The following is a 19814-nucleotide window of genomic DNA, read 5'->3' as shown; positions in this document are numbered from 1 at the left end:
AACGAATGGAGAACATTTCCATCCTAAAGTGAAGGGTGCACTTTAGGATGGTGCTTTTCATTAAAGGTTGCCGTTAAATACCTGTCCATGATTGTTCAAATCAATGATTTTCAGAAGGTTGTCATGTTTTACGAAAATGGTTTTAAAGTGCTTTTTTCCCTCTTCGTCAACAAGGAACATGATGCGATTTCCTGGATTGTCAGTAACCAGATGAAAAGACAAATCTTCTGCATTTACCTGATCAATAATGGTGTCGTACTCTTCAAGTGAAGTAACATTAGCTGATTCAATCGAATAGTTACTGTCATCAAAAGAGCGTTTCTGTCCAGCTACTTCCTGTTTTTCTTCTTCTACAGTATCTTCAATTTCCTGCCCTACAATTTTCCCTGTTGTTGCATCAATGTTAAATTCATACTCGTTTACGCTGCTTTCGATTTGAACTGCATAATAATTTTCATCCTCTTCGAAAGAAAGGTCCACTTCCTGCACGAATCCTTCCACTTTTTCGAATACTGTCTGGATGGCTTGTTCTGCGGTAAATGCTTGATTATCCTTGATGTTATTGTCATCCGATGCCCCCACAACAGCGGCACCACCCAAAATGACTGTTGCTGCTGCTGTTCCAATCAAAAGATTTCTTTTCAAAATACTTCCTCCTTTATTTGTTTTACGCATTAATATTAACTTTTAAAAGTAAGAGAAGAATGATAAGAATATTAGAATTTGATTAGAATTGGAAAGAATACCAAGAATGTATTTTAAATAAAGAGTGCAAGACTTGAAAAATGAGATTATCAAATGGTGAACTTTTTGTTCATGAAATAATTATTTTAGGCACCAGGAGATTATAAATTAAAGTGGTGGGCTTTATATTATTATGTTGGTAAATGAATGGTCCGATTAAATGGTTAGTGATAGTAAAGTTAATTTAAATGAATATAACAACTTCATTTGGAGAAAATCTCTACTAAAAAGCAGGTGAAAAAGTGAGAAGTATTTTTATGGCATTTTTTTGCTTTCTCTCTTTGATAACGACAATAGCCAATGCTAACCAGTCAACAAAAACAGAAGCAACAAGAGAAAATTTGTTGGAAGATGCAGTAATTGATCTCCTGCAACCACAAATGTATGAAGCGGTTAAAGATTATTATGGTACAACAAAAGAAATAGGGTTTATGTGTTTAAATGTGATTGATATTAAAAAGTTGGAACATCCAGGTTCATGGTATTTTGAAACCATATTAGAAGGAGTTACATACACAGGCCCACATACACCGATGGATATATTTACTGTAACTGTTGAAAAAATGGATGCAACAAAAGGGATATGGGAAATGAAGGATTATAAGGTGGGTAAATTTATTCCAGAAGAAAAACATGAATGTCGGGACCCTGCATAAGTAAGTATTTTATTCAACGAACTGGTGGCTTAACCTAACAAGTAAATCGTCAATAGCGAGTTCTCTCTTTGGTCAATGCACAGAAGGTGAGCTTTAAGATTTTTCGGCTTCGAGTGCCTAGAAATAACGATTTGTCATAAATTCTGTGCATGAAGATCATGAGAAGTATTCCTAAGATGAATGACAGATGATAATTCATCTGTCATTCACGAATACCTTTAATCAATTTTTTTAAAGATAGAGCGTGATTATGAAAAATGAAACCTATCAAGTTTCTGAACGGAACGTTTTTCCTACTTCTCTTCCTAATTCAAAGTAATGCCTAAAATTATAAATTAGAGGACTCCATTTTGATGGATTGATATAATTTTCATTTTGTATAATACTTTCATTAGCATGGAAATGTAATACTTGTGTTTCAACAATAGCAAACAATGAATTATATTCAGGGATGCGAATATTTTTAACTGCTGCTTCAATTTGAATCGGACATTCTTCAATACGAGTAGGTAAAACAGTTTTTGATTTTAAAGGTGTTAACTCTGCTGATACGTATTTATCCTTTTTATAAGTGAATCCAATCTCTTTCTTATAAGATGGTACATTCTTTTTACCAGTGTAAGAAGAGATTTTTTCAATGTTTTCCCAATGGTTTGGGCTGGGTAAATTGATGACACACTCTTTATGTCTATCTAAGTTTTCTATCGCTTTTCCTTCAAGCCCTATTCCGAGAACAATGCAGTCACCTAATGCCCAAGAAGAAGACATTGGGCTAATGTTCGTTGTTCCATCTTCATTTAACGTGTTAAGAAGCAGTGTTGGTGTCCCATAATACATAATGTTAGGTTTTATTTCTTTAAAACTATCCGTATCCTTTTCTTTAATAATCAAGTGTTTTCTTCCTCCTTTAAATTTAGCTCACAATTGGATTATAATAGAATAACATTTCCACTATCATCGAAATATGAATGCGAGGAGAATAAAAGTGAATCCGAATATCTCAAAAATAGCTTCGCTAATATCTGATCCAACTCGCTCTTCTATTCTGCTTAGTCTTATGGATGGAAGAATACATCCTGCTAGTGAACTGGCTTATACTGCAAAAGTAAAACCTCAAACAGCTAGTTTTCACCTGCAAAAAATGCTTGAAGCAAATCTTGTTAGTGTGGAAAGGCATGGAAGACATCGTTATTATAAGTTGACTAGCAGTGACGCAGCAAAAGTGATTGAGCAGATGTTAATTATCTCACCGAACTCTCCTGTAACCTCATTAAGGGATTCAAGAGAAAAAAGTGCTATACATTTCGCTAGAACTTGTTACGATCATTTAGCTGGTTATATTGGTGTGCAAATTACAAATTCTTTAATAGAACAAGGTTTTATAAAAAAGGTAGATATGAATTATGAGGTAACATCAGAAGGCTTCCAATTTTTTCAGGAGTTTGGAATTGATTTAGAAGAACAAAAGAAAAAGCGTAGAGCATATGCCCGGTGTTGTCTAGATTGGAGTGAGCGTGAGCATCATATTGCGGGAGCTCTGGGTAATGCGTTGCTACTAAAGATGCTCGAATTAAATTGGATAACACGTATGCCTAAAATACGTGCTATTAAAGTAACGCCAAGCGGAAAGGTTGAATTAGAGAAACATTTTAAAATGCAATTATGAAGATGATCTATAACCTTTTGAAGAAATAGGAATGGAGGTAATTTATAATAGATTCTAAGTTATGTCTTCATACTAATAAAAGAGAAAAAGGAGTGAAATGCTATCGAATTGCGACATTTAGAATATTTTTTAATGATTTGTAAAGAACTGCATTTTACAAGAGCAGCTGGAAAATTAGGAATTTCCCAACCAACTTTAAGCCATCAAATTAAGATGCTAGAACAAGAGGTAGGATATCCACTATTTAACCGTGTTGGCAAGAAAATTGAGCTTACAAAGGTTGGGGAGATTGTACAACAAGAAGCATTGAATATTAAAGGTTCGCTGCAAAGCATGTCGTCTCAAATTGAAGCATTTACGAAAGTGGAAATCGGAGAATTGAAAATTGCTGTGTTACCAGGAGAAATAACCGATTTGGTATCAACTTTGTGCATTCAATTTAACCAGCTATATCCGAACATTAATGTGTCCATCCTAACAACTGATCAGGTGGAAAAGGCCGTTCTAGAAAATCGAGCTGATTTTGGTATTAGTTTTCAACTTAATCAATGTGATAGGTTGCAAGTGACGAAGCTGTATGATGAAGAATTTTACCTGATTAGTAATCAGCGCAATGAAGAGGATCGGGTTTCATTTTCCACAGTTTCAGAATTGCCTCTGATTTTATTTCCAAATATGCATCAATGCAGAAAAATACTTGATATAGCGAGTAAGGAGGTTGGCAAACAATTACATCCTATTGTGGAAACATCTAGTATTCAATCTATCTTGAATCTAGTCCGAAGTGGTGTTGGCCGTAGTGTTGTTTCACGTACATTATATGAGTTTTATGACACAGGGGATTTATTTTTTCAGCATATTGAGAAACCGGTTTTGGCAAAGGAAGTTTATCTCGTGATGAAAAAGAATTGTTTTATTAATTATGCAGCACGTAAATATATTACGTTATTAGTACGTGAAATCGAAAAACTGCATTTTCCCACAGAGAAAGATGCGGTTACTTCTATACAGAGCTCTGTATTATAGTTTTTATCTATCATTATGATAGATATGATGTAATAGACAAATGATGAAGTCCTCTTTACAATGAAGACAACTCATGGAATGAGAAATTATATTGTAAAGGGGTTTTAATCATGCAACAAACAATAGCAGGTATCAAAATTCCAGATTCCAGGTTGGCAAAAGATGCAGCCGATATATTACGTGAGTATGGGAATGACCTATTGTGGAATCATTCCAATCGTGTATTCTTATTTGGTGCAGTAAACGGGGAAAAAGCGAAGCAGAATTATGATTTAGAGTTATTATACATTAGTGCTTTATTCCATGATTTAGGCTTGACTAAAAAATACAGTAGTGCAGATTTACGGTTTGAAGTAGATGGTGCAAATGCAGCAAGAAGTTTCCTCCAGCAGTATAAAATTCCAAATGATTCGATTCAGCTTGTATGGGATGCGATTGCTTTGCATACAACACCCGGAGTTGCTGAGCATAAAGAATCTGAAGTTGCATTGCTCTTTCATGGCGTTGGTTTAGATGTTATGGGTGATGGCTTTGAACAGTTCCCGGAAGACTTGCGTGAAGATATTATAAAAGCGTTCCCTCGTAACAATTTCAAAAAGGAAATTATTCCAGCGTTTTATGATGGATTTAAACATAAACCCGAAACAACTTTCGGCAATATGAAAGAAGATGTTGTTCAATATTTTAGACCTGAATATAAAAATAAGAATTTCTGTCAATGCATTTTACATTCCCCGTGGTCAGAATAAGCAATTGAATTGACAGAAGGTTAACGATAATCTACTTAAAAGTCGGTTTCCACTATCAATTCGATTATACTATTAATAAAGAATAGTCAAAAGTAGGGGCAGATTCGATAAGAATTTGCCCCACTCCTTTAATGTAATCCTTCAATCCATTGTGCAATAAGTGTCTCAAGCTTCCTTTTTCCAACCTCTTTTCCTACTGCTCTCTATTAAGAAACACGCTTTACATTTCAGTAGAGTGATGAAACAAAATCTATTGATAACTCTCTGCAACATGCCAGTCCCAACTGTTAAATAATCAGCTAGAGGGAGTTCCATATAGGAACTCTCTGAATGAATTTACTAGGTAGTACATTGAAAAATGATATACTGAAAATAGTTAACAAAAACTTTGTGATCAAATTCACTTAAACTATAAGGGCGGTTTATTGGGAGAAAATAGATTAGATGACTAATTTCCCTTATTAAAGAGAATAGAGATGTATATGAGAAGGGAATGTTTTAATGAAGATAATCTATTTTATCCTCTTGGCTGCAGCTGCTATCATGATTGTTTTTGTCTTTAGCAATATATTTGATAACCAAGATCAAGCTATTTACGTTGCTAAAAATGGGGATGATCAAAATGCTGGTACAAAATCAAAACCATTTCGCACACTAAAAAAAGCAGCGTCAGAAGCAATTGCGGGGACTACCGTCCACATACGAGAAGGAAAGTATAATGAAAAGCTTCTTGTTAAACATAGTGGCACCAAATCAGAACCAATTACTTTTAAATCCTACAACAATGAGAAAGTTGTTCTTAGTGGGATAGATCTAAAGGATGCTGAAGGGGATACATCCTTAGTTACGATAAATAGTAAAAACTACGTGACGATTAGTGGACTAATTATCCAGGATTTATCTACTGATTTGGCAGATGAAACAGTGATGGGGATTTATGTAACAGGATCTAGCAACCATATTACATTAGAAAATAACAATGTGCAGCGGATTGAAACCAATGCAGATGATGGGAATGGCCATGGGATCGCTATATACGGAACAGTTCCAATGAAGGATATAAATATTTTGAATAACACGATAGAAGATTTAAAACTCGGTTCAAGTGAATCTCTTGTTCTAAATGGAAATATTGACGGTTTTAAAGTGGAAAATAACATAGTTCGCAGGAGTGATAATATTGGGATTGACCTGATTGGTTATGAAGGCGTCTCTAATGATAGAAAGATGGACTACGTGCGCAATGGAGTAGTAAAAAATAATCAAGTTTATGAAATATCCTCTTACGGCAATCCGTCTTATGGGGAAGATTACTCTGCTGGCGGAATTTATGTAGATGGTGGAAAGAATATAATCATTGAAAAGAATACGATTTATAAAAGTGATATTGGAATTGAAGCAACCTCTGAGCATGCTAAAAAATACGCTGATAACATTAAGATAATGAACAATATTATTTACGACAACTTTTACACTGGGATATCGATTGGTGGGTATGATGAAAATCGGGGTGGTACAATAAATTCTACTATCTCAAAAAATATTCTTTATCGAAATGACACGAAGGGGCTGGGTGGGGGACAGCTTTTATTACAACATGATACAAAAAACAATGTAATAGAAAGAAATATATTAACCGCTGGGCCATCACGGATTTTTATTGCCAACGATTTCATAACCAATCAAGAGAATAAACTGCAAAAGAATGTATTTCATAATGAGAAAGAAGAAAAGGGTATTTGGATATGGAAAGAGGAAGCATATACATCTTTTTCTAAATTCAAAAAGGCTTCAAAAAGTGATGAGCAATCCATTTATTTAGATCCAAGGTATCAAAATGCAAACAAATATGATTTTAGGCTGAAAAAGGATTCACCCGCAAGAAAAATTGTAGACTAATTTTGTATTCTAATAATCTAGCTCTTTTAGATTTTAAAACGGCGATTACTACATATAGGCTTTGTTATTATTTTACATTGTTTTTCCTAGATGTATATAAATGTTAAATCATCCTCTTTATTTTGTTTTAAATTTAAGATAACGGGTAGAGGGCTATGTAAAACAAAAATTAAAGGAGGAGATCGAATGAGAAAAGCGAAACGAGTTGTTGTAACTTCTGCATTAGGGATAGCCGTGTTAGCGACGCCATTAGCTCTGCCGACTTTAGGGGGTTCTACAGGTTCCGCAGAGGCAGCAGAGGTCAGTGGAGAAATAACTGTTGATCCTGTGGCTATTGGACAAGCTATTGAAGATGCTAAGAAATCAGCTGACAATAGAAGTGGCTTTGTAAAGGGAGCGATGGAAAAAGCATTCTTTGAAGCAGGCCAGCAATATAATGTAATGGTGATGAATTTGAGTCAAGGTTATAATTCCAATCAATTGCAAGGTGTACACTTCTTTGATACGGTAAATTACGATGGCATTACATTCGGAGTCTGGGTGTTTGAAGAAGGAACATTCATTAACGAAGGTGATGGAGGTTACGATAATTGGGCCTTCAGAGGTTGGTTTGAACGAACTGGAGACGACGAGAAAACGGTCAATTTTCATAGACCTTAAATACAAATAGAATTGAAGATGAAGATGGAGTAGTGTCGGGAAAATGCAGGTTTACAAAGTTAAGGAAATCCAAATAACAAAAGCCAGATTTCTCGCACTGAGAAATTTGGCTTTTGTTACTTTAAAGTACTACCCTTCACCAAATGAAACACATTTTTGAAATATAAAGTAGGATTCCAATTAATGATAATTTAAAAATCAATATTATGTTAATATGGAACTGGACTGATTAAAAAAGGAAGGCAATGCACAATGGAATTCAATTTTGGTGATTTTGCTATCGTTCTCCCACCTTTACACATTACGATTATCGCAATAATTATTATTTTCTTTTTAGTAAGGTGGAGCAGGCAATTAGAAACAAGGCGTTTTACGGTCTTCTTATATTTTTTGATTAGCACTTACATTGCTCCGGTTTTCTATCGCAGTACAGAAGAAGGTGTTTTTGAGCTGTGGATTCCCTTGGGGTTTATAGTCGTTTTCTTTTACTTGTTCCGCAACAAAAGAAACCATCCGTCTAAAATAAAGGCAAGTCTTTTAGGGTTTTCCATAGCATTATATCAGTTAATTCTTCAATATATCGGGTAGTTTTTAATTCTACTAACAGGTAACTATTACATATTACACAGAGCTATTTTAAGAATTTGGAGTGATATGATGGCACGATATTATATTGCAGTGACATATGATGTTTGCGAACATGATAATCTATATCAAGATATGAACGAATATCCTTTAGATTTGTCCATTGATATAGATAAGCAAATAAGGGGATTTGCAAATGTGGATGTAGCTCCCTTAATAAAGATTTATGAATCAGATACATGTGACCTTAAAGAGTTAAGATTGTACAGAGAGTATAAATTCAAAGAATATGAATGTAGTTGTAAACAGTAGCTTTTTATTAGGATAAGAATGGATAGAACGGGATCATCAATCGATGGTCTCTTCTTTCTGGTAAATTTCAGAAATTTGCAATTAAAATGTTGTTTATTATGATATTATTTTTTTATAGATATGAACGGAGCGGGACTGTTTAAGAAGAATTTTAAAATGGAAAGAAGGTTTTGAGATTGGCAATTATCTCTGAAAGACTGGTATTTCGTCCCTATAATGATGATGACTTTGAATTTCTTATGTCCTTGCTGTCGGATCCTGAAGTAGTCAGATACATTGGAAACGGAAAAACAAGGGATAGAAACGGTGGTAAGGACTTTTTAAATTGGATTTATAATACATATGAATTTTGTGAAGATATGGGTTTAATGGTTTTAGTTAATAAAGAAGATAATACTTTAATTGGACATGCGGGTTTAGTTCCACAAACAATTGATGGTAATAAGGAAATCGAAATTGGTTATTGGATATCTCGTAAATATTGGGGAAAAGGATACGCAACAGAATCAGCTAAGGCATTATTAAAATATGGAAATAAACAATTTGACAGACAACGATTTATCGCATTGATTCAACCTAATAATTTTACTTCTCAAAAAGTAGCAATAAAACTAGGAATGGAAATAGATAAAAAAATTATATTAGGTGGGAAAGATGTAAATGTATATGCTACCAAGTAGGCAATGTTTGTTTACTATTAGTGTAATAACAGGGGTGCAGCTTGTTAAACACTATAATGAGAAATAAGGATTAAGGAGATGTAAGAACTTCTTAACCCTTTTTCAAGGCGTTGTAAAATAAATTCCTATTAGTGTTAGGGATTGGGTTACTGAATATAAAGTATAATATTCATCCATAAGAAGAAATCTACTCTCTATAATAATTATATATTGAATAGCAAATACCCATGACTAAATTTAGAGGAATTATTGCTCTTTTTATAGAAATGAAATCATTAGGTATTAAACTATCTAGTAGATATAAAGAATAAAGGAGATAAAATAATGCTATCAGAAAAAGTCCATATTGCTGTGCCAACAGCTTTTTTTGAAGATGAATCTGTAAATATTCAAGGGACAATCAGCCATATAAGAGACCTGTTTAAAAAAGGAGTAAAATCTGTTCTTGTCTCTGGTAGTACTGGAGAACAGCATAGTCTTAGCCTCCAAGAGAAAATTGAAATAATAAATGCTTTAGAACTGGAAGAAGAACTTATTGGTAATATGGAAATTATATTTGGAGTGGCTTCAATTAGACAGAAAGAGGCAGAGGAATTAGCTGAGAAGATTCGTCATACAAAAATATCTGGTATCATGCTTGGGTATCCGCCGTATGTTTTACCTACACAAGAAGAAGCATGCGTTTATGCAAAGAGGATTATACACCTTAGTAATAAACCTACAATTTTATATAACAATCCAAAAAGGACTGGATTTGATTTATCAGAAAAAAGTATTATTCAATTAAGTAAGGTAGACTTAGTGATTGGCATAAAAGATGCTGGCAATAAAGAAAAAGTTGAACGAATAAAAAATGGTATCCATAGAAATGATTTTTATTTTTATGCTGGTGGAGAAGTGGATGTAGAAGAAAAAGTATTACATGGATATGATCGTCTTTCTTCTATTGCTGGGAATGTTTCCCCGGCAGAAATTAGTCAATGGTTTCAAAAACTGCTCATGAAGCAAAAAGTAAGCAAACAAGAAAGCGATACAATAGAAAATATAATGGAACAAGTTTTTCAAGGAAATGCTATTGTAAATCTGAAGAAAATAATAAATCATAAAGGTATTCCAATAGGGATTTGCAGGAGCCCAATAGGAAATATTTATTAGATGGGAATAAGGAGCTGCAGCAGCTGTTTCGGAAATTCTTAAGAGTACGGTAAATAATCCAAAAGAGATGTTTGCTCTATGCTTGCATCTCTATTTAGGTACTCATATATTTCTAAATTTTCTTTCCCAAACTCCTCTATTAATTTAGTCATATTTTTTATTTATTACTCTACCTATGAACATAAATAGACGAATAAAAACTACAGTTAAGATACATTTAAAAAGTCTATCTCCCCAATTTATCGGCTGTTCTCTTAAATAGTCTATAAAACCTGCTACTCCCAATATAAATAAAACACCAAAAATAAAGAGTAAAATTTCTTTTAAAATGACATTTGCCTTTAACATGAAGTTCAACTCCAATTGTAATAAAAATTTCCCTTAGTCTGTTTAGTTTAAACTATCTTTTTCTAGAATTATAGGGTTGGATTACAATTTTAAGATGCTATAATAGATGTGATTTTGTTGTAAATACAACAATTATAAGATAAAATCATTAAAATCAGTACATGCAATTTATTGCATTTGCAACAAAATGAGAAGGAGCGTATTATGAAAGAAATTCTTAGAGAAATTGGAATGATAGCAAGAGCGTTAGATTCTATAAGTAATATTGAATTTAAAGAATATGAGCTAACAAAAGGACAATATTTGTATCTTGTACGAATATGTGAAAATCCAGGAATCATTCAAGAAAAGTTAGCTGAAATGATAAAAGTAGATCGAACATCGGCAGCTCGTGCTATAAAAAAACTTGAACTTAATGGCTTTATTCAAAAGGAAAAAGATAATCATAACAAAAAAATTAAAAGGCTTTTCCCAACCGAGAAAGGGATTAACATTTATCCTTTTATTAAAAGAGAAAATGAATATTCAAATAGCATTGCATTAGAGGGACTATCCGAAAGTGAAACAGATACCATGTTGAATTTACTTCAAAGAGTTAGAAAGAATATAGAAAAAGACTGGGAACTTGTAAAAAAGGGAAACAAGCGGAACTATTGATTTATGAAGGGAGACATAAAAAGTGACTATAAGTTTTACAAAATGCACCCCTGAAGAGTTACATACACTTCAAGAGATTAGTTATGAAACATTTAATGACACATTTAAACATCAAAATTCACCTGAAAATATGAAATCCTATTTGGATAGTGCATTTAGCATAAAACAATTAGAGAAAGAATTATCCAATACTGATTCAGAATTCTTTTTCGTTTATTATAATAATAAAATCGCTGGTTATTTAAAGGTCAATACCGATGAGGGACAATCTGAAGAGATGGGTGATGCATCTTTTGAAATTGAGCGAATTTATATAAAGAAAGAATTCCAAAAGCATGGTCTTGGTAAATATCTATTAAATAAAGCTACCGAGATTGCTATGGAACGCAATAAAAATAAAATCTGGCTAGGTGTATGGGAAAAAAATGAAAATGCCCTTGCTTTTTATAAGAGAATGGGGTTCGTTCAAACTGGAGCACACTCTTTTTATATGGGTGATGAGGAACAGGTAGACTTTATAATGGCAAAAAAGCTTCAATAAAGTTAATGAACATACTATAGAAATAATGAAAACCAAAAAAGGAGAGTGAGCCCTTATCTCCTTTTTTTTATTAGTTTGATAATGCATTTCATAATTTATTCAACGTGATAATGATCCCCCTTAAATTCCTTAATCCCTATTTTCCTTAATGAGTTGTGAAAGTTTTATTAGCCCTTCTTCAAGTTGCTTAGGTGTCGCATACGAATAGGAGATTCGAATATGAGAAGAATCATTCCGATCATAGATATTGCCTGGATTTAGTAATATACCTTCCTTCAAAGCCTTCTTAAACAATTTATCCATAGGTCCTTTCACATTTAATTTGAGCCAAATATAAAAACCACCTTCTGGATTATTCCAGGTTGCAACCTCTGAAAAATATTTATCGAGAATATGAAGTGTTAAATCTCTGCGGACTTTCAACTCTTTTCTTATATGAATAATATGTTTATCATACAAGCCACTTGCAAGCCATTCGGCAACAGCAAATTGCGATAATGAACTAGATCCATAATCGGTTTGCATTTTAATATCAGACAAGCGGTCTATTACTGGTTCTGGTCCGACAAGCCAGCCAATTCGTAAACCAGGACTCAATGTTTTGGACATGCTCCCCATGTATAAAACAAGTCCTTGTTTATCCTGCGCTTTTAGTGGCATTGGTATAGGTTGCTCAAACCAAAGATCGCCATAAACATCATCTTCCAGAATCGGTAGCCTTTCTTTACTACAAACATCCAAAAGTTGTTTTCTTCTATTATTAGACATTAAAATGCCTGTGGGATTGTGAAAGGAAGGAATGGTATAAAACAACGTACCATTATGTTGTCGTTTTAATCTCCCTAATGAATCTGTTTCAACACCCTCATTATCCATTGGAATTTCGAATAAATTCATTCCAGCAGATTGAAATACATTGACAGATGTTAAATAAGATGGTGTTTCATGAAAAATGGTAGAACCTTTATGTAATAGACCTAGAGAGACTAACTGTAACGCTTGTAGTCCACCAGAAACAATTAAAACAGATGGTGGAGTTACTTCAATACCTTTTGTTTTCAAATGGTTGCAAATCGTTTCTCGTAAATACAGAGTTCCTTTTGGTTCGGTATAGCCAAGCGAAAGAGCCTGTTCGGTATTATTTTGAAAGACGCTTTTCATCTTCTTAGATGGCAAAAGTTCGGGTGATAGTTCACCTGTTCCGAGACGAATAATATCGGATCTGATTTCTGCTTTATTGATATCTTGTATAATTGATTGATTTGGTTGATGTGTACCTGATTTTACATAATTTCTCCAATCAGGTGGTGAAGTAGAGGAAATGATACTCCACGTATTATTAATCACTACGGTGCCTCTACCCACTTTCGATTCAATTAACCCATCAGCAGTCAATTCGTCAAGGGCGGTAACAATGGTACTTCGGTTCACTTTAAACTCATGAGCTAATCTTCTTTGTGGGGGGATTTTTGTACCTAATGTCCACTCTCCATTCATAATTTTCTTTTTCATAAATTCGTATATTTGTTGATATAAAGGAATTTTTGAAGATTCGTTTGGTTTCCATTCAAGGTTATACATATCCATATGCGCTCCTGTTTTTCTTTTATTATAACTGATTGGTTGGTGTTACTTCCAACCAATTGGTTGGAGACTTCACTTTATTCTTTCTTTAGAATGTTTTCATAGACAGAAGGAGGATAAGTAATGATTGAAGCGTTTATTCATGGAGCAGCATTAGCTTTAGGTTTAATTTTACCTCTTGGGGTACAAAATGTATTTATTTTTAATCAAGGAACTACACATGAAAGATTTCTAAGAACAATACCAGCCATTTTAACAGCGGCTATTTGTGATACGATTTTAATACTTTTAGCGGTGACGGGTGTATCGATAATTGTGTTTCGTTTTGAGTGGCTAACGAATCTGATATTTATAATTGGGTTTTTCTTTCTAGTTTATATGGGGTGGTCTATATTAAAAAGCGATATTGAAAAAGGAGAAAAACAAAACAAGCATATATATTTTACTACGAAGCGCCAGATTACATTTGCAGCCTCCGTTTCATTACTTAATCCTCACGCTATTATTGATATCATAGGAGTGATCGGGCCCAGTTCATTGTCTTATAATGGATATGATTTGATGGTTTTTACAATATCTTGTATTGGTGTTTCTTGGATTTGGTTCTTCGGATTGGCAACTGCAGGGAGACTTTTTGGAAAGGTTGATTCAACTGGCAAATTGGTGAAGCGATTCAATCAAGTATCAGCATTTATTATATGGGGGATGGCTGTTTATATTGGGATTAAAGTTATAGGTGGGTAGTAGCGATTACCATAATTAAAATCATCGATTCCGTATATTTATTAATCAAATTGGAAATTACTTATATCTAAATTGATTAATAAAGGATCGATGGTATACAATGTCTAGTCATAATTATAAAAAGGCGATATTGTACTCTCAAAGAATTATGGAAGAAAATTGTAATGTTGCTGAAATAGAGGATGATATTATAAAGCACTTGCATGAAAAAAATTTTGAAGTAGTTAAGAAATTTTCAGACCTTGGCTATCAAAACCGCATGCGTACTGGCTTAAATGAATTAATTAAATATCTTATGAATACAGATCAAACTATTGATTTAGTTGCATTTTATTCATTCGATTATCTAGGAAGAGATAAAGCGAGACTTAACTATGTAATGCCAAGAATAAAAAAGTATGTAACACGGGTAATGTTAATCGAAAACCAACCTAGTTTGTATCGTAATGGCAAACTGAAACTTCAGTTCAATCAAGATATATGGGAAAAGGTTATATAACCGATTGCCTTGCCAGATTAGGTGGTAAGGCAATTTTTGTGGTTTCAGGACAGCAAAATGGATGTATTTGAAGTCTTAATTTGAGATTAATTTCCAAATAATTATGATAAAATAAGCGTAAGGTTTTTACAGAATTATTTTAAAAGAAAACGACAGTAAATATAGAAGTGAGATTTTTAGAGTCATAGTATGTGTAATTAAATAGTCGGAGGAGTGAATAGATTTGTTTGAAACGGAGAGATGTTGTATGAATGTCTTTAAGAAAACAGATCATGCCGATGTGAAAAAACTATTTTTGAATGAGGATGTAAGAAAATACCTCGGTGGTATACGCGATGAAGTATCAATCTCAGGGGCGTTAAATAGTATGCTGAATCCTCCTGACAATGCTTTTTACTGGGTGGTTAGAGAAAAACAAAAAGATAAATTTATTGGCTTAGTTTCTTTAGGTTTGCATCATGATGGTATATTTCATGAAGTTTCATATCAACTATTGCCAAATTGGTGGGGGAAAGGATATGGGAAAGAAGCAGTACAATTGATTATTCGTTTCGCACTAAATGATTTAAAACTAAAAAAGATAGTTGCTGAAACACAAACAGCTAATAAAAGTTCTTGCAAGCTCTTAGAAAAATTAGGAATGCAATTAGAATACAAGGTTATCAGGTTTGGTGCTGAACAAGCAGTTTACTCGATAAAATCATCTTAGAAATTTGTCTCTAAACAACAATATAGAATTATCATGAATCCTTAGGAGGTCATCATGAAGTTTTATATTTTTAATAAAGATAGTGGTAAAAAGGTTCCAAAATCTAATTCAGATTTTATTATGTCTCGTATTATTCAAACAGATAAGATAACTAACATTGGATGTATGCACTTAGATAGAAAAGGTATTTATTGTGGGCTATCATCAAGCGGTAGTGCTTCAACTACTTTTAAATGGAGAGGGTAATGTCCGTAATGAAGTAGATGAGTATTTTAAGTCTTTAAAGAAATAGGAAATCTTTATAGTTTATAGGCTTAGCTTCATTAGATTCACATCATGAAGGTGTTTTTTTGCAGAGGAGGTGTTCTAATATTGCTTAAATAAAACCTAATAAAAGCATTTCTATACCTGACTACAAAGCTAGCAGGTGCTGGATTTTTATATCTCGTAATGTCTGGTTATCTATTAATTTCAACTGGTTTTGATTTGTATGAGTTTGTGGAAGAAATATCTCATGGATTTCTATGGTTCGTTGTTTACGTGTACGGCATTTTGTGTTCCATAATTATTGATTTACTTACATATAAGATTTCCAAGAAACACTTTTCTGTAAAAATCTTGCTCTATGTCGTTGCAGGTTATGCTTTTTTCATCGTACGTGAGATAAATGTCATAATGCTCATTGCTGGAACAGTCGGAGCGTTGTGCTCAATCATATTTTATGTTGGGGCTTATAATTCTTTCCGTTTTCAATCGTTTAAATATGCAGTGATCATAGCGCCTTTATTTGTTACCATGCTAATGAATTTTGACTTTACGGAAAAGGAACAGTGGGTTGAGGTAAGAAGTGATCATACATATATAGCAACATTTGAATATTTTAATGGAAAACATGAAATACCATTTCATGTAAAGGAAGGTCAAGCCATTACCGTTTTTCATGATTTTAAAAATACAAATGGGGGTGGACATGGATTTCATTTCCTGAGTGGGAAAAATAATGTAATCGGAATGACAGAAGTTAGTGAGAAGAAGGTGAAATTAGAGGTTCAGGATTCTGGTGTTTACAGTATGGTTGTAACGGGGGATGATGTCAAAGGAAGCTTTCTCGTAACTTGGGAAATAGATGAAGATGGTTAATAATAAATAGACGTAGCGATAGTAGTGGATGAAATAAACCAGAAAAAGGGCTGCTATAATGAAAATAACATTTCGTTTGAGGTCCATTACTTTTTAGTGAGAATTGTTGGCGGGAAAAGAAAAATCCAAGATCCAGATAATTTAATTTATGATATTGCTTGGAAAAACATAGAAGATTTAAAGAAAATCGATTTATCTTTTCCTGAGGATAGAGGTTTCCTGATAAGCTATATGAAAAACGACCCATATTAAGCCAGAAAAGTTACTAACAGAGCAACTATTGTACCTAGTTAGGAAAGAGGTTAAAGGCAAGATGATATCATTAAGAAATGTGCGAACGACAGATTTAGAGCAGCTGTTACAGATTGAGAATGAAGGCTTTTCAAAAGAAGAGGCTGCTACAAAAAAAGCATTTATCGAGAGGATTCAACTGATACCCGATACGTTTATTGTGGCGGAAAAAGAAGGAGAGCTACTTGGTTATATTAATGGTCCGATTATTCACCAACCGTATATAACCGATGACCTTTTTGAGCAAATTAAGGAAAATCAGACAAAAGGCGGATATCAGAGTATCTTAGGATTAGCGGTGTCCAAACATGCAAGGAATCAAGGAATAGCAAAGATATTAATGGAGAAAATGGAAGAGGTTGTAAAAGAAAATGATAGGGAGGGAATCACATTAACCTGTAAACAGGAATTAGTTTCTTTTTATGAAAAACTTGGATTTGCTAACCATGGTGTTTCGGAATCAAAGCATGGTGGAGTGCGTTGGTATAACTTGGTCAAATTAAAAGAAAATATGAATTAAATCTTTTCTGAGTGTATTAAGAGACTTAGGAGGGCTTAAATTGAAAGATACAACAGATACGTTAAATGCGGTGGAGAATCTAACAGAGGAAGATGCCAAAGCATTTTTGAAATTAATATATGCTAATATAGATATTTTCAAAAATGGAAATGGAAACTATACAATTGAAAAACTAATAGAAGAAATCTCGTCTTTTTACAGTCAAAAGATAATAAGGACAGTTGAATTAAGAAATGCTATAAAAGAGGAATCCAGATAGGACAAGTTAGGGTTTCTAATGAAAATAATTAGAGGTCCTAATTTATAAAAAGTTTGATACAATGATGCTAAATGATGAATTACATTAATTAATGTACAAGAATAGATTTGTAAACTGAATCTATCTATTAGGAGGAAACATATGACACAGAAAAATACAAACAGCGTTAACAAGGACATAGCTTCAGAAGAGCGTGAAGACCTACTCAACGTATTGAAAGCTCGTTTTGAGAAAAACATGCATCGCCATCAAGGGATTGAATGGGAGGATGTCCAAGCAAAGCTGGATGCCAATCCCCAAAAGCTTTGGTCTCTAAATGAAATGGAAAAAAGCAGTGGTGAACCAGATGTTGTTGGTTATGTTAAAGAGACGGATGAGTATATTTTTTATGATTGTTCAGCGGAAAGTCCAAAAGGTCGCAGGAGTGTTTGCTATGACCGTGAGGCACTGGAGGCTAGGAAAAAGCACAAACCAGAAAATAGTGCTATGGATATGGCAACAGTCATGGGAATTGAACTTTTAACAGAAGAACAATATCGCGAGCTGCAGAAACTTGAAGATGTCGATAAGAAAACATCGAGTTGGGTGCAAACCCCTGCTAACATTAGAAAACTTGGCGGAGCTCTATTTTGTGATCGCCGTTACGACACTGTCTTTGTTTATCATAATGGTGCAGATTCTTACTATGGTGCAAGGGGATTCCGTGGCTCACTGAGGGTCTAGGTTTTACAGGTAGCAAAAGTCAATTTTGTATGTCGAAAATGGATTTTCGATAATGAAAAACGAACTTGCAGAGCAGAATGCCAGAAAGGAGAAACATGTTCTTATTTAAAAGGAACGTGTTTCTCCTTTCTTTATCAGAAAATCCTCGTCTACATTTTAATGCAAGTGTATCAGAAGAGTTTCCACTTTGTAACATAGTCCTGCAATAATATACTATATCCAATAAAACCTTTAGATGTATATTTATATGAAAACTACACACTTGAAAAGGAGTTTTCATCATGGATATTACATCTTTTATTATATACTGCTTTATTGTGACGGTGACCCCAGGGCCTACGAATATCGTCATCTTATCCACCGTACATAATTACGGATCCAAAAAAGCAATGGAGTATACGTATGGAGCAACGATTGCTTTTGGATTGTTACTAGGAATTTCAGCTATGTTGAATACGGTATTGATAACGGTCATACCAAAAATTTTAATTGGTATGCAGATTATCGGAACTGTTTATATGTTATATCTTTCTTACCAAATTTATAAAATGGATACATCCGAAACAAAGGACAATAAAACAGGAACCTTTACTACTGGTTTTCTGATGCAATTTTTAAATCCAAAAGTAGTACTATTTACAATGACTGTCATTCCCAGCTTTATTTTGCCATATTATAACGACATGCCAGCGGTAACGATAAGTGTTATAGTTATAACGATCATAGGTTTATTAGCATTTATTATATGGGTTCTTTTTGGTGCAATCTTCAAGAAGTTTCTACAAAAGCATAATAAGGTTGTTCATGTAATCATGGCATTAAGTCTAGTTTATGCTACAGTCATGATCTGGATATAGGACAGCGTACAAGAGGTGAGTCAAGTGGATAAATTTATATATAAAAAAGCAGCAGGAATCATGGCGTTGTCAGCTAGTTTCACAGAGTTTAAGTATAAAAAGCACGCTCATCAAGAATATGCAATCGGTGTTACATTGCGTGGCATCCAACAATATCATTTAGATGGCAGCTTACAGTTATCATATCCGAATGGTGTTATGCTTTTTAATCCCGAACAAGTACATGACGGAATGGCACATGATGAGAATGGTCTTGATTATGTCATGTTATATATTAATCCACAATTGCTCTTAGAGGTAACTGGAAAAAAAGAGATCGTATTGTTCCGGACTCCCATTGTGTATGATTTTAAACTTGAACAAAGCGTCTTAAATCTAGCCAATGCAATATCCAGCGGAAAAGATGAGGCGTTGTGCAGTGAATTATTCTACTCCCTCACAGATAGTCTAATACAAACAGATCTCTCGGCAGATTTTAAGAAAGATCATAAATTAATAAAAAAGGCGAAAGAGATACTTCATTCGGACTTGGGAAAAGTCCTTAAATTGGAAGCGATTAGTAGTGAGTTAAATCTATCAAAATTTCAGTTTATCAGGTTGTTCAAATCTCATACTGGAATTACGCCATACCAATACTTTCTGAATTACAAGATTGAACGTGCTAAGCAGTTAATAGATGAAAAACGAGATATTTATGCGGCAGTAGCTGAATGTGGTTTTGTAGATCTAACGCATTTAAACAAGCACTTTAAAAGTGTATATGGAATAACAGCATTTGAGTATATGTCTTATTTAAAATGAGGAGAATCT

The 19814-nt window shown here is 33.7% G+C and carries 26 protein-coding genes; 22 read left to right on the top strand and 4 right to left on the bottom strand.

The annotated features are described in order from the left end of the window. Positions 1 to 60: 60 nt before the first annotated feature. Positions 61 to 645, bottom strand: a complete 585-nt coding sequence (locus tag NYE61_RS08650) for a PepSY domain-containing protein (RefSeq protein WP_303447712.1) — start codon at positions 643 to 645, stop codon at positions 61 to 63. A gap of 380 nt (positions 646 to 1025) precedes the next feature. Here NYE61_RS08650 and NYE61_RS08645 point away from each other — a divergent pair, with 380 nt between their 5' ends. Then, positions 1026 to 1400: a DUF3888 domain-containing protein gene (locus NYE61_RS08645; RefSeq protein ID WP_339317307.1), complete on the top strand. Its 375-nt coding sequence runs from the start codon at positions 1026 to 1028 to the stop codon at positions 1398 to 1400. Positions 1401 to 1667: 267 nt separating this feature from the next. On the opposite strand, the gene NYE61_RS08640 is transcribed toward NYE61_RS08645, so the two are convergent. After that, positions 1668 to 2291: a flavin reductase family protein gene (locus tag NYE61_RS08640; RefSeq protein ID WP_303447710.1), complete on the bottom strand. Its 624-nt coding sequence runs from the start codon at positions 2289 to 2291 to the stop codon at positions 1668 to 1670. A 94-nt stretch (positions 2292 to 2385) separates the two neighbouring features. Here NYE61_RS08640 and NYE61_RS08635 point away from each other — a divergent pair, with 94 nt between their 5' ends. The 8 genes from NYE61_RS08635 to NYE61_RS08600 all read left to right on the top strand — a co-directional run bounded on the left by NYE61_RS08635 (position 2386) and on the right by NYE61_RS08600 (position 10132). Continuing rightward, positions 2386 to 3066 (top strand): winged helix-turn-helix domain-containing protein, encoded by a 681-nt coding sequence (locus NYE61_RS08635; RefSeq protein ID WP_303447709.1) that lies wholly within the window; start codon positions 2386 to 2388, stop codon positions 3064 to 3066. A gap of 108 nt (positions 3067 to 3174) precedes the next feature. Then, positions 3175 to 4092: a LysR family transcriptional regulator gene (locus NYE61_RS08630; protein WP_303447708.1), complete on the top strand. Its 918-nt coding sequence runs from the start codon at positions 3175 to 3177 to the stop codon at positions 4090 to 4092. 110 nt (positions 4093 to 4202) lie between these two features. After that, positions 4203 to 4841: an HD domain-containing protein gene (locus NYE61_RS08625; protein WP_095312730.1), complete on the top strand. Its 639-nt coding sequence runs from the start codon at positions 4203 to 4205 to the stop codon at positions 4839 to 4841. Between the two features lie 501 nt (positions 4842 to 5342). Beyond that, a complete protein-coding gene (locus NYE61_RS08620) occupies positions 5343 to 6740 on the top strand; it encodes a right-handed parallel beta-helix repeat-containing protein (protein WP_303447706.1) in 1398 nt (465 codons plus the stop codon). 186 nt (positions 6741 to 6926) lie between these two features. Further along, entirely contained in the window at positions 6927 to 7400 is a 474-nt protein-coding gene (locus NYE61_RS08615; protein WP_118890143.1) for a stress protein, read from the top strand. Between the two features lie 252 nt (positions 7401 to 7652). Continuing rightward, positions 7653 to 7988, top strand: a complete 336-nt coding sequence (locus NYE61_RS08610) for a hypothetical protein (RefSeq protein WP_303447705.1) — start codon at positions 7653 to 7655, stop codon at positions 7986 to 7988. A 485-nt stretch (positions 7989 to 8473) separates the two neighbouring features. After that, a complete protein-coding gene (locus NYE61_RS08605) occupies positions 8474 to 8977 on the top strand; it encodes a GNAT family N-acetyltransferase (RefSeq protein WP_303447703.1) in 504 nt (167 codons plus the stop codon). Positions 8978 to 9301: 324 nt separating this feature from the next. Further along, the gene (locus NYE61_RS08600; RefSeq protein ID WP_303447702.1) at positions 9302 to 10132 is read left to right on the top strand and encodes a dihydrodipicolinate synthase family protein; all 831 of its coding nucleotides are present in this window, start codon (positions 9302 to 9304) and stop codon (positions 10130 to 10132) included. A 144-nt stretch (positions 10133 to 10276) separates the two neighbouring features. Here NYE61_RS08600 and NYE61_RS08595 read toward each other — a convergent pair whose 3' ends face one another. After that, a complete protein-coding gene (locus tag NYE61_RS08595; RefSeq protein WP_303447701.1) occupies positions 10277 to 10480 on the bottom strand; it encodes a hypothetical protein in 204 nt (67 codons plus the stop codon). A gap of 204 nt (positions 10481 to 10684) precedes the next feature. Here NYE61_RS08595 and NYE61_RS08590 point away from each other — a divergent pair, with 204 nt between their 5' ends. Next, entirely contained in the window at positions 10685 to 11137 is a 453-nt protein-coding gene (locus NYE61_RS08590; RefSeq protein WP_303447700.1) for a MarR family transcriptional regulator, read from the top strand. Between the two features lie 22 nt (positions 11138 to 11159). Then, positions 11160 to 11678 (top strand): GNAT family N-acetyltransferase, encoded by a 519-nt coding sequence (locus tag NYE61_RS08585; RefSeq protein ID WP_303447699.1) that lies wholly within the window; start codon positions 11160 to 11162, stop codon positions 11676 to 11678. A gap of 129 nt (positions 11679 to 11807) precedes the next feature. Here NYE61_RS08585 and NYE61_RS08580 read toward each other — a convergent pair whose 3' ends face one another. Beyond that, a complete protein-coding gene (locus tag NYE61_RS08580) occupies positions 11808 to 13259 on the bottom strand; it encodes a PLP-dependent aminotransferase family protein (protein WP_303447698.1) in 1452 nt (483 codons plus the stop codon). Positions 13260 to 13388: 129 nt separating this feature from the next. Here NYE61_RS08580 and NYE61_RS08575 point away from each other — a divergent pair, with 129 nt between their 5' ends. The 11 genes from NYE61_RS08575 (at position 13389) to NYE61_RS08525 (ending at position 19805) form a co-directional block, all read left to right on the top strand. Further along, positions 13389 to 14006: a LysE family transporter gene (locus NYE61_RS08575; protein ID WP_303447868.1), complete on the top strand. Its 618-nt coding sequence runs from the start codon at positions 13389 to 13391 to the stop codon at positions 14004 to 14006. A 148-nt stretch (positions 14007 to 14154) separates the two neighbouring features. Beyond that, positions 14155 to 14505 (top strand): recombinase family protein, encoded by a 351-nt coding sequence (locus tag NYE61_RS08570; RefSeq protein WP_303447697.1) that lies wholly within the window; start codon positions 14155 to 14157, stop codon positions 14503 to 14505. 247 nt (positions 14506 to 14752) lie between these two features. Next, complete coding sequence (locus tag NYE61_RS08565) at positions 14753 to 15214, top strand: GNAT family N-acetyltransferase (RefSeq protein ID WP_303447696.1); 462 nt, start codon at positions 14753 to 14755, stop codon at positions 15212 to 15214. Between the two features lie 54 nt (positions 15215 to 15268). After that, complete coding sequence (locus tag NYE61_RS08560) at positions 15269 to 15460, top strand: hypothetical protein (protein WP_303447695.1); 192 nt, start codon at positions 15269 to 15271, stop codon at positions 15458 to 15460. A gap of 204 nt (positions 15461 to 15664) precedes the next feature. Beyond that, positions 15665 to 16354, top strand: coding sequence for a hypothetical protein (locus NYE61_RS08555; protein ID WP_303447694.1), 690 nt, complete (start codon positions 15665 to 15667; stop codon positions 16352 to 16354). Between the two features lie 24 nt (positions 16355 to 16378). After that, a complete protein-coding gene (locus NYE61_RS08550) occupies positions 16379 to 16606 on the top strand; it encodes a hypothetical protein (protein ID WP_303447693.1) in 228 nt (75 codons plus the stop codon). A 61-nt stretch (positions 16607 to 16667) separates the two neighbouring features. Further along, positions 16668 to 17165: a GNAT family N-acetyltransferase gene (locus tag NYE61_RS08545; RefSeq protein ID WP_251659626.1), complete on the top strand. Its 498-nt coding sequence runs from the start codon at positions 16668 to 16670 to the stop codon at positions 17163 to 17165. A 40-nt stretch (positions 17166 to 17205) separates the two neighbouring features. Next, the gene (locus NYE61_RS08540) at positions 17206 to 17424 is read left to right on the top strand and encodes a hypothetical protein (protein WP_251659627.1); all 219 of its coding nucleotides are present in this window, start codon (positions 17206 to 17208) and stop codon (positions 17422 to 17424) included. Positions 17425 to 17565: 141 nt separating this feature from the next. Continuing rightward, entirely contained in the window at positions 17566 to 18147 is a 582-nt protein-coding gene (locus tag NYE61_RS08535; protein WP_303447692.1) for a DUF4256 domain-containing protein, read from the top strand. Positions 18148 to 18428: 281 nt separating this feature from the next. Then, positions 18429 to 19004 carry a LysE family transporter gene (locus tag NYE61_RS08530; RefSeq protein WP_303447691.1) on the top strand — a complete coding sequence of 192 codons (576 nt, stop codon included), beginning with the start codon at positions 18429 to 18431 and terminating at the stop codon, positions 19002 to 19004. A 24-nt stretch (positions 19005 to 19028) separates the two neighbouring features. Next, positions 19029 to 19805, top strand: a complete 777-nt coding sequence (locus NYE61_RS08525; protein ID WP_251659630.1) for an AraC family transcriptional regulator — start codon at positions 19029 to 19031, stop codon at positions 19803 to 19805. Positions 19806 to 19814: the final 9 nt, after the last annotated feature.

Source organism: Oceanobacillus sp. FSL W7-1304 (genome assembly GCF_037969805.1).
In the GTDB taxonomy this organism is placed as follows: domain Bacteria; phylum Bacillota; class Bacilli; order Bacillales; family Amphibacillaceae; genus Oceanobacillus; species Oceanobacillus profundus.
The sequence above is the reverse complement of the archived record's forward strand: the minus strand, read 5'-3'. Positions and strand labels throughout refer to the sequence as shown.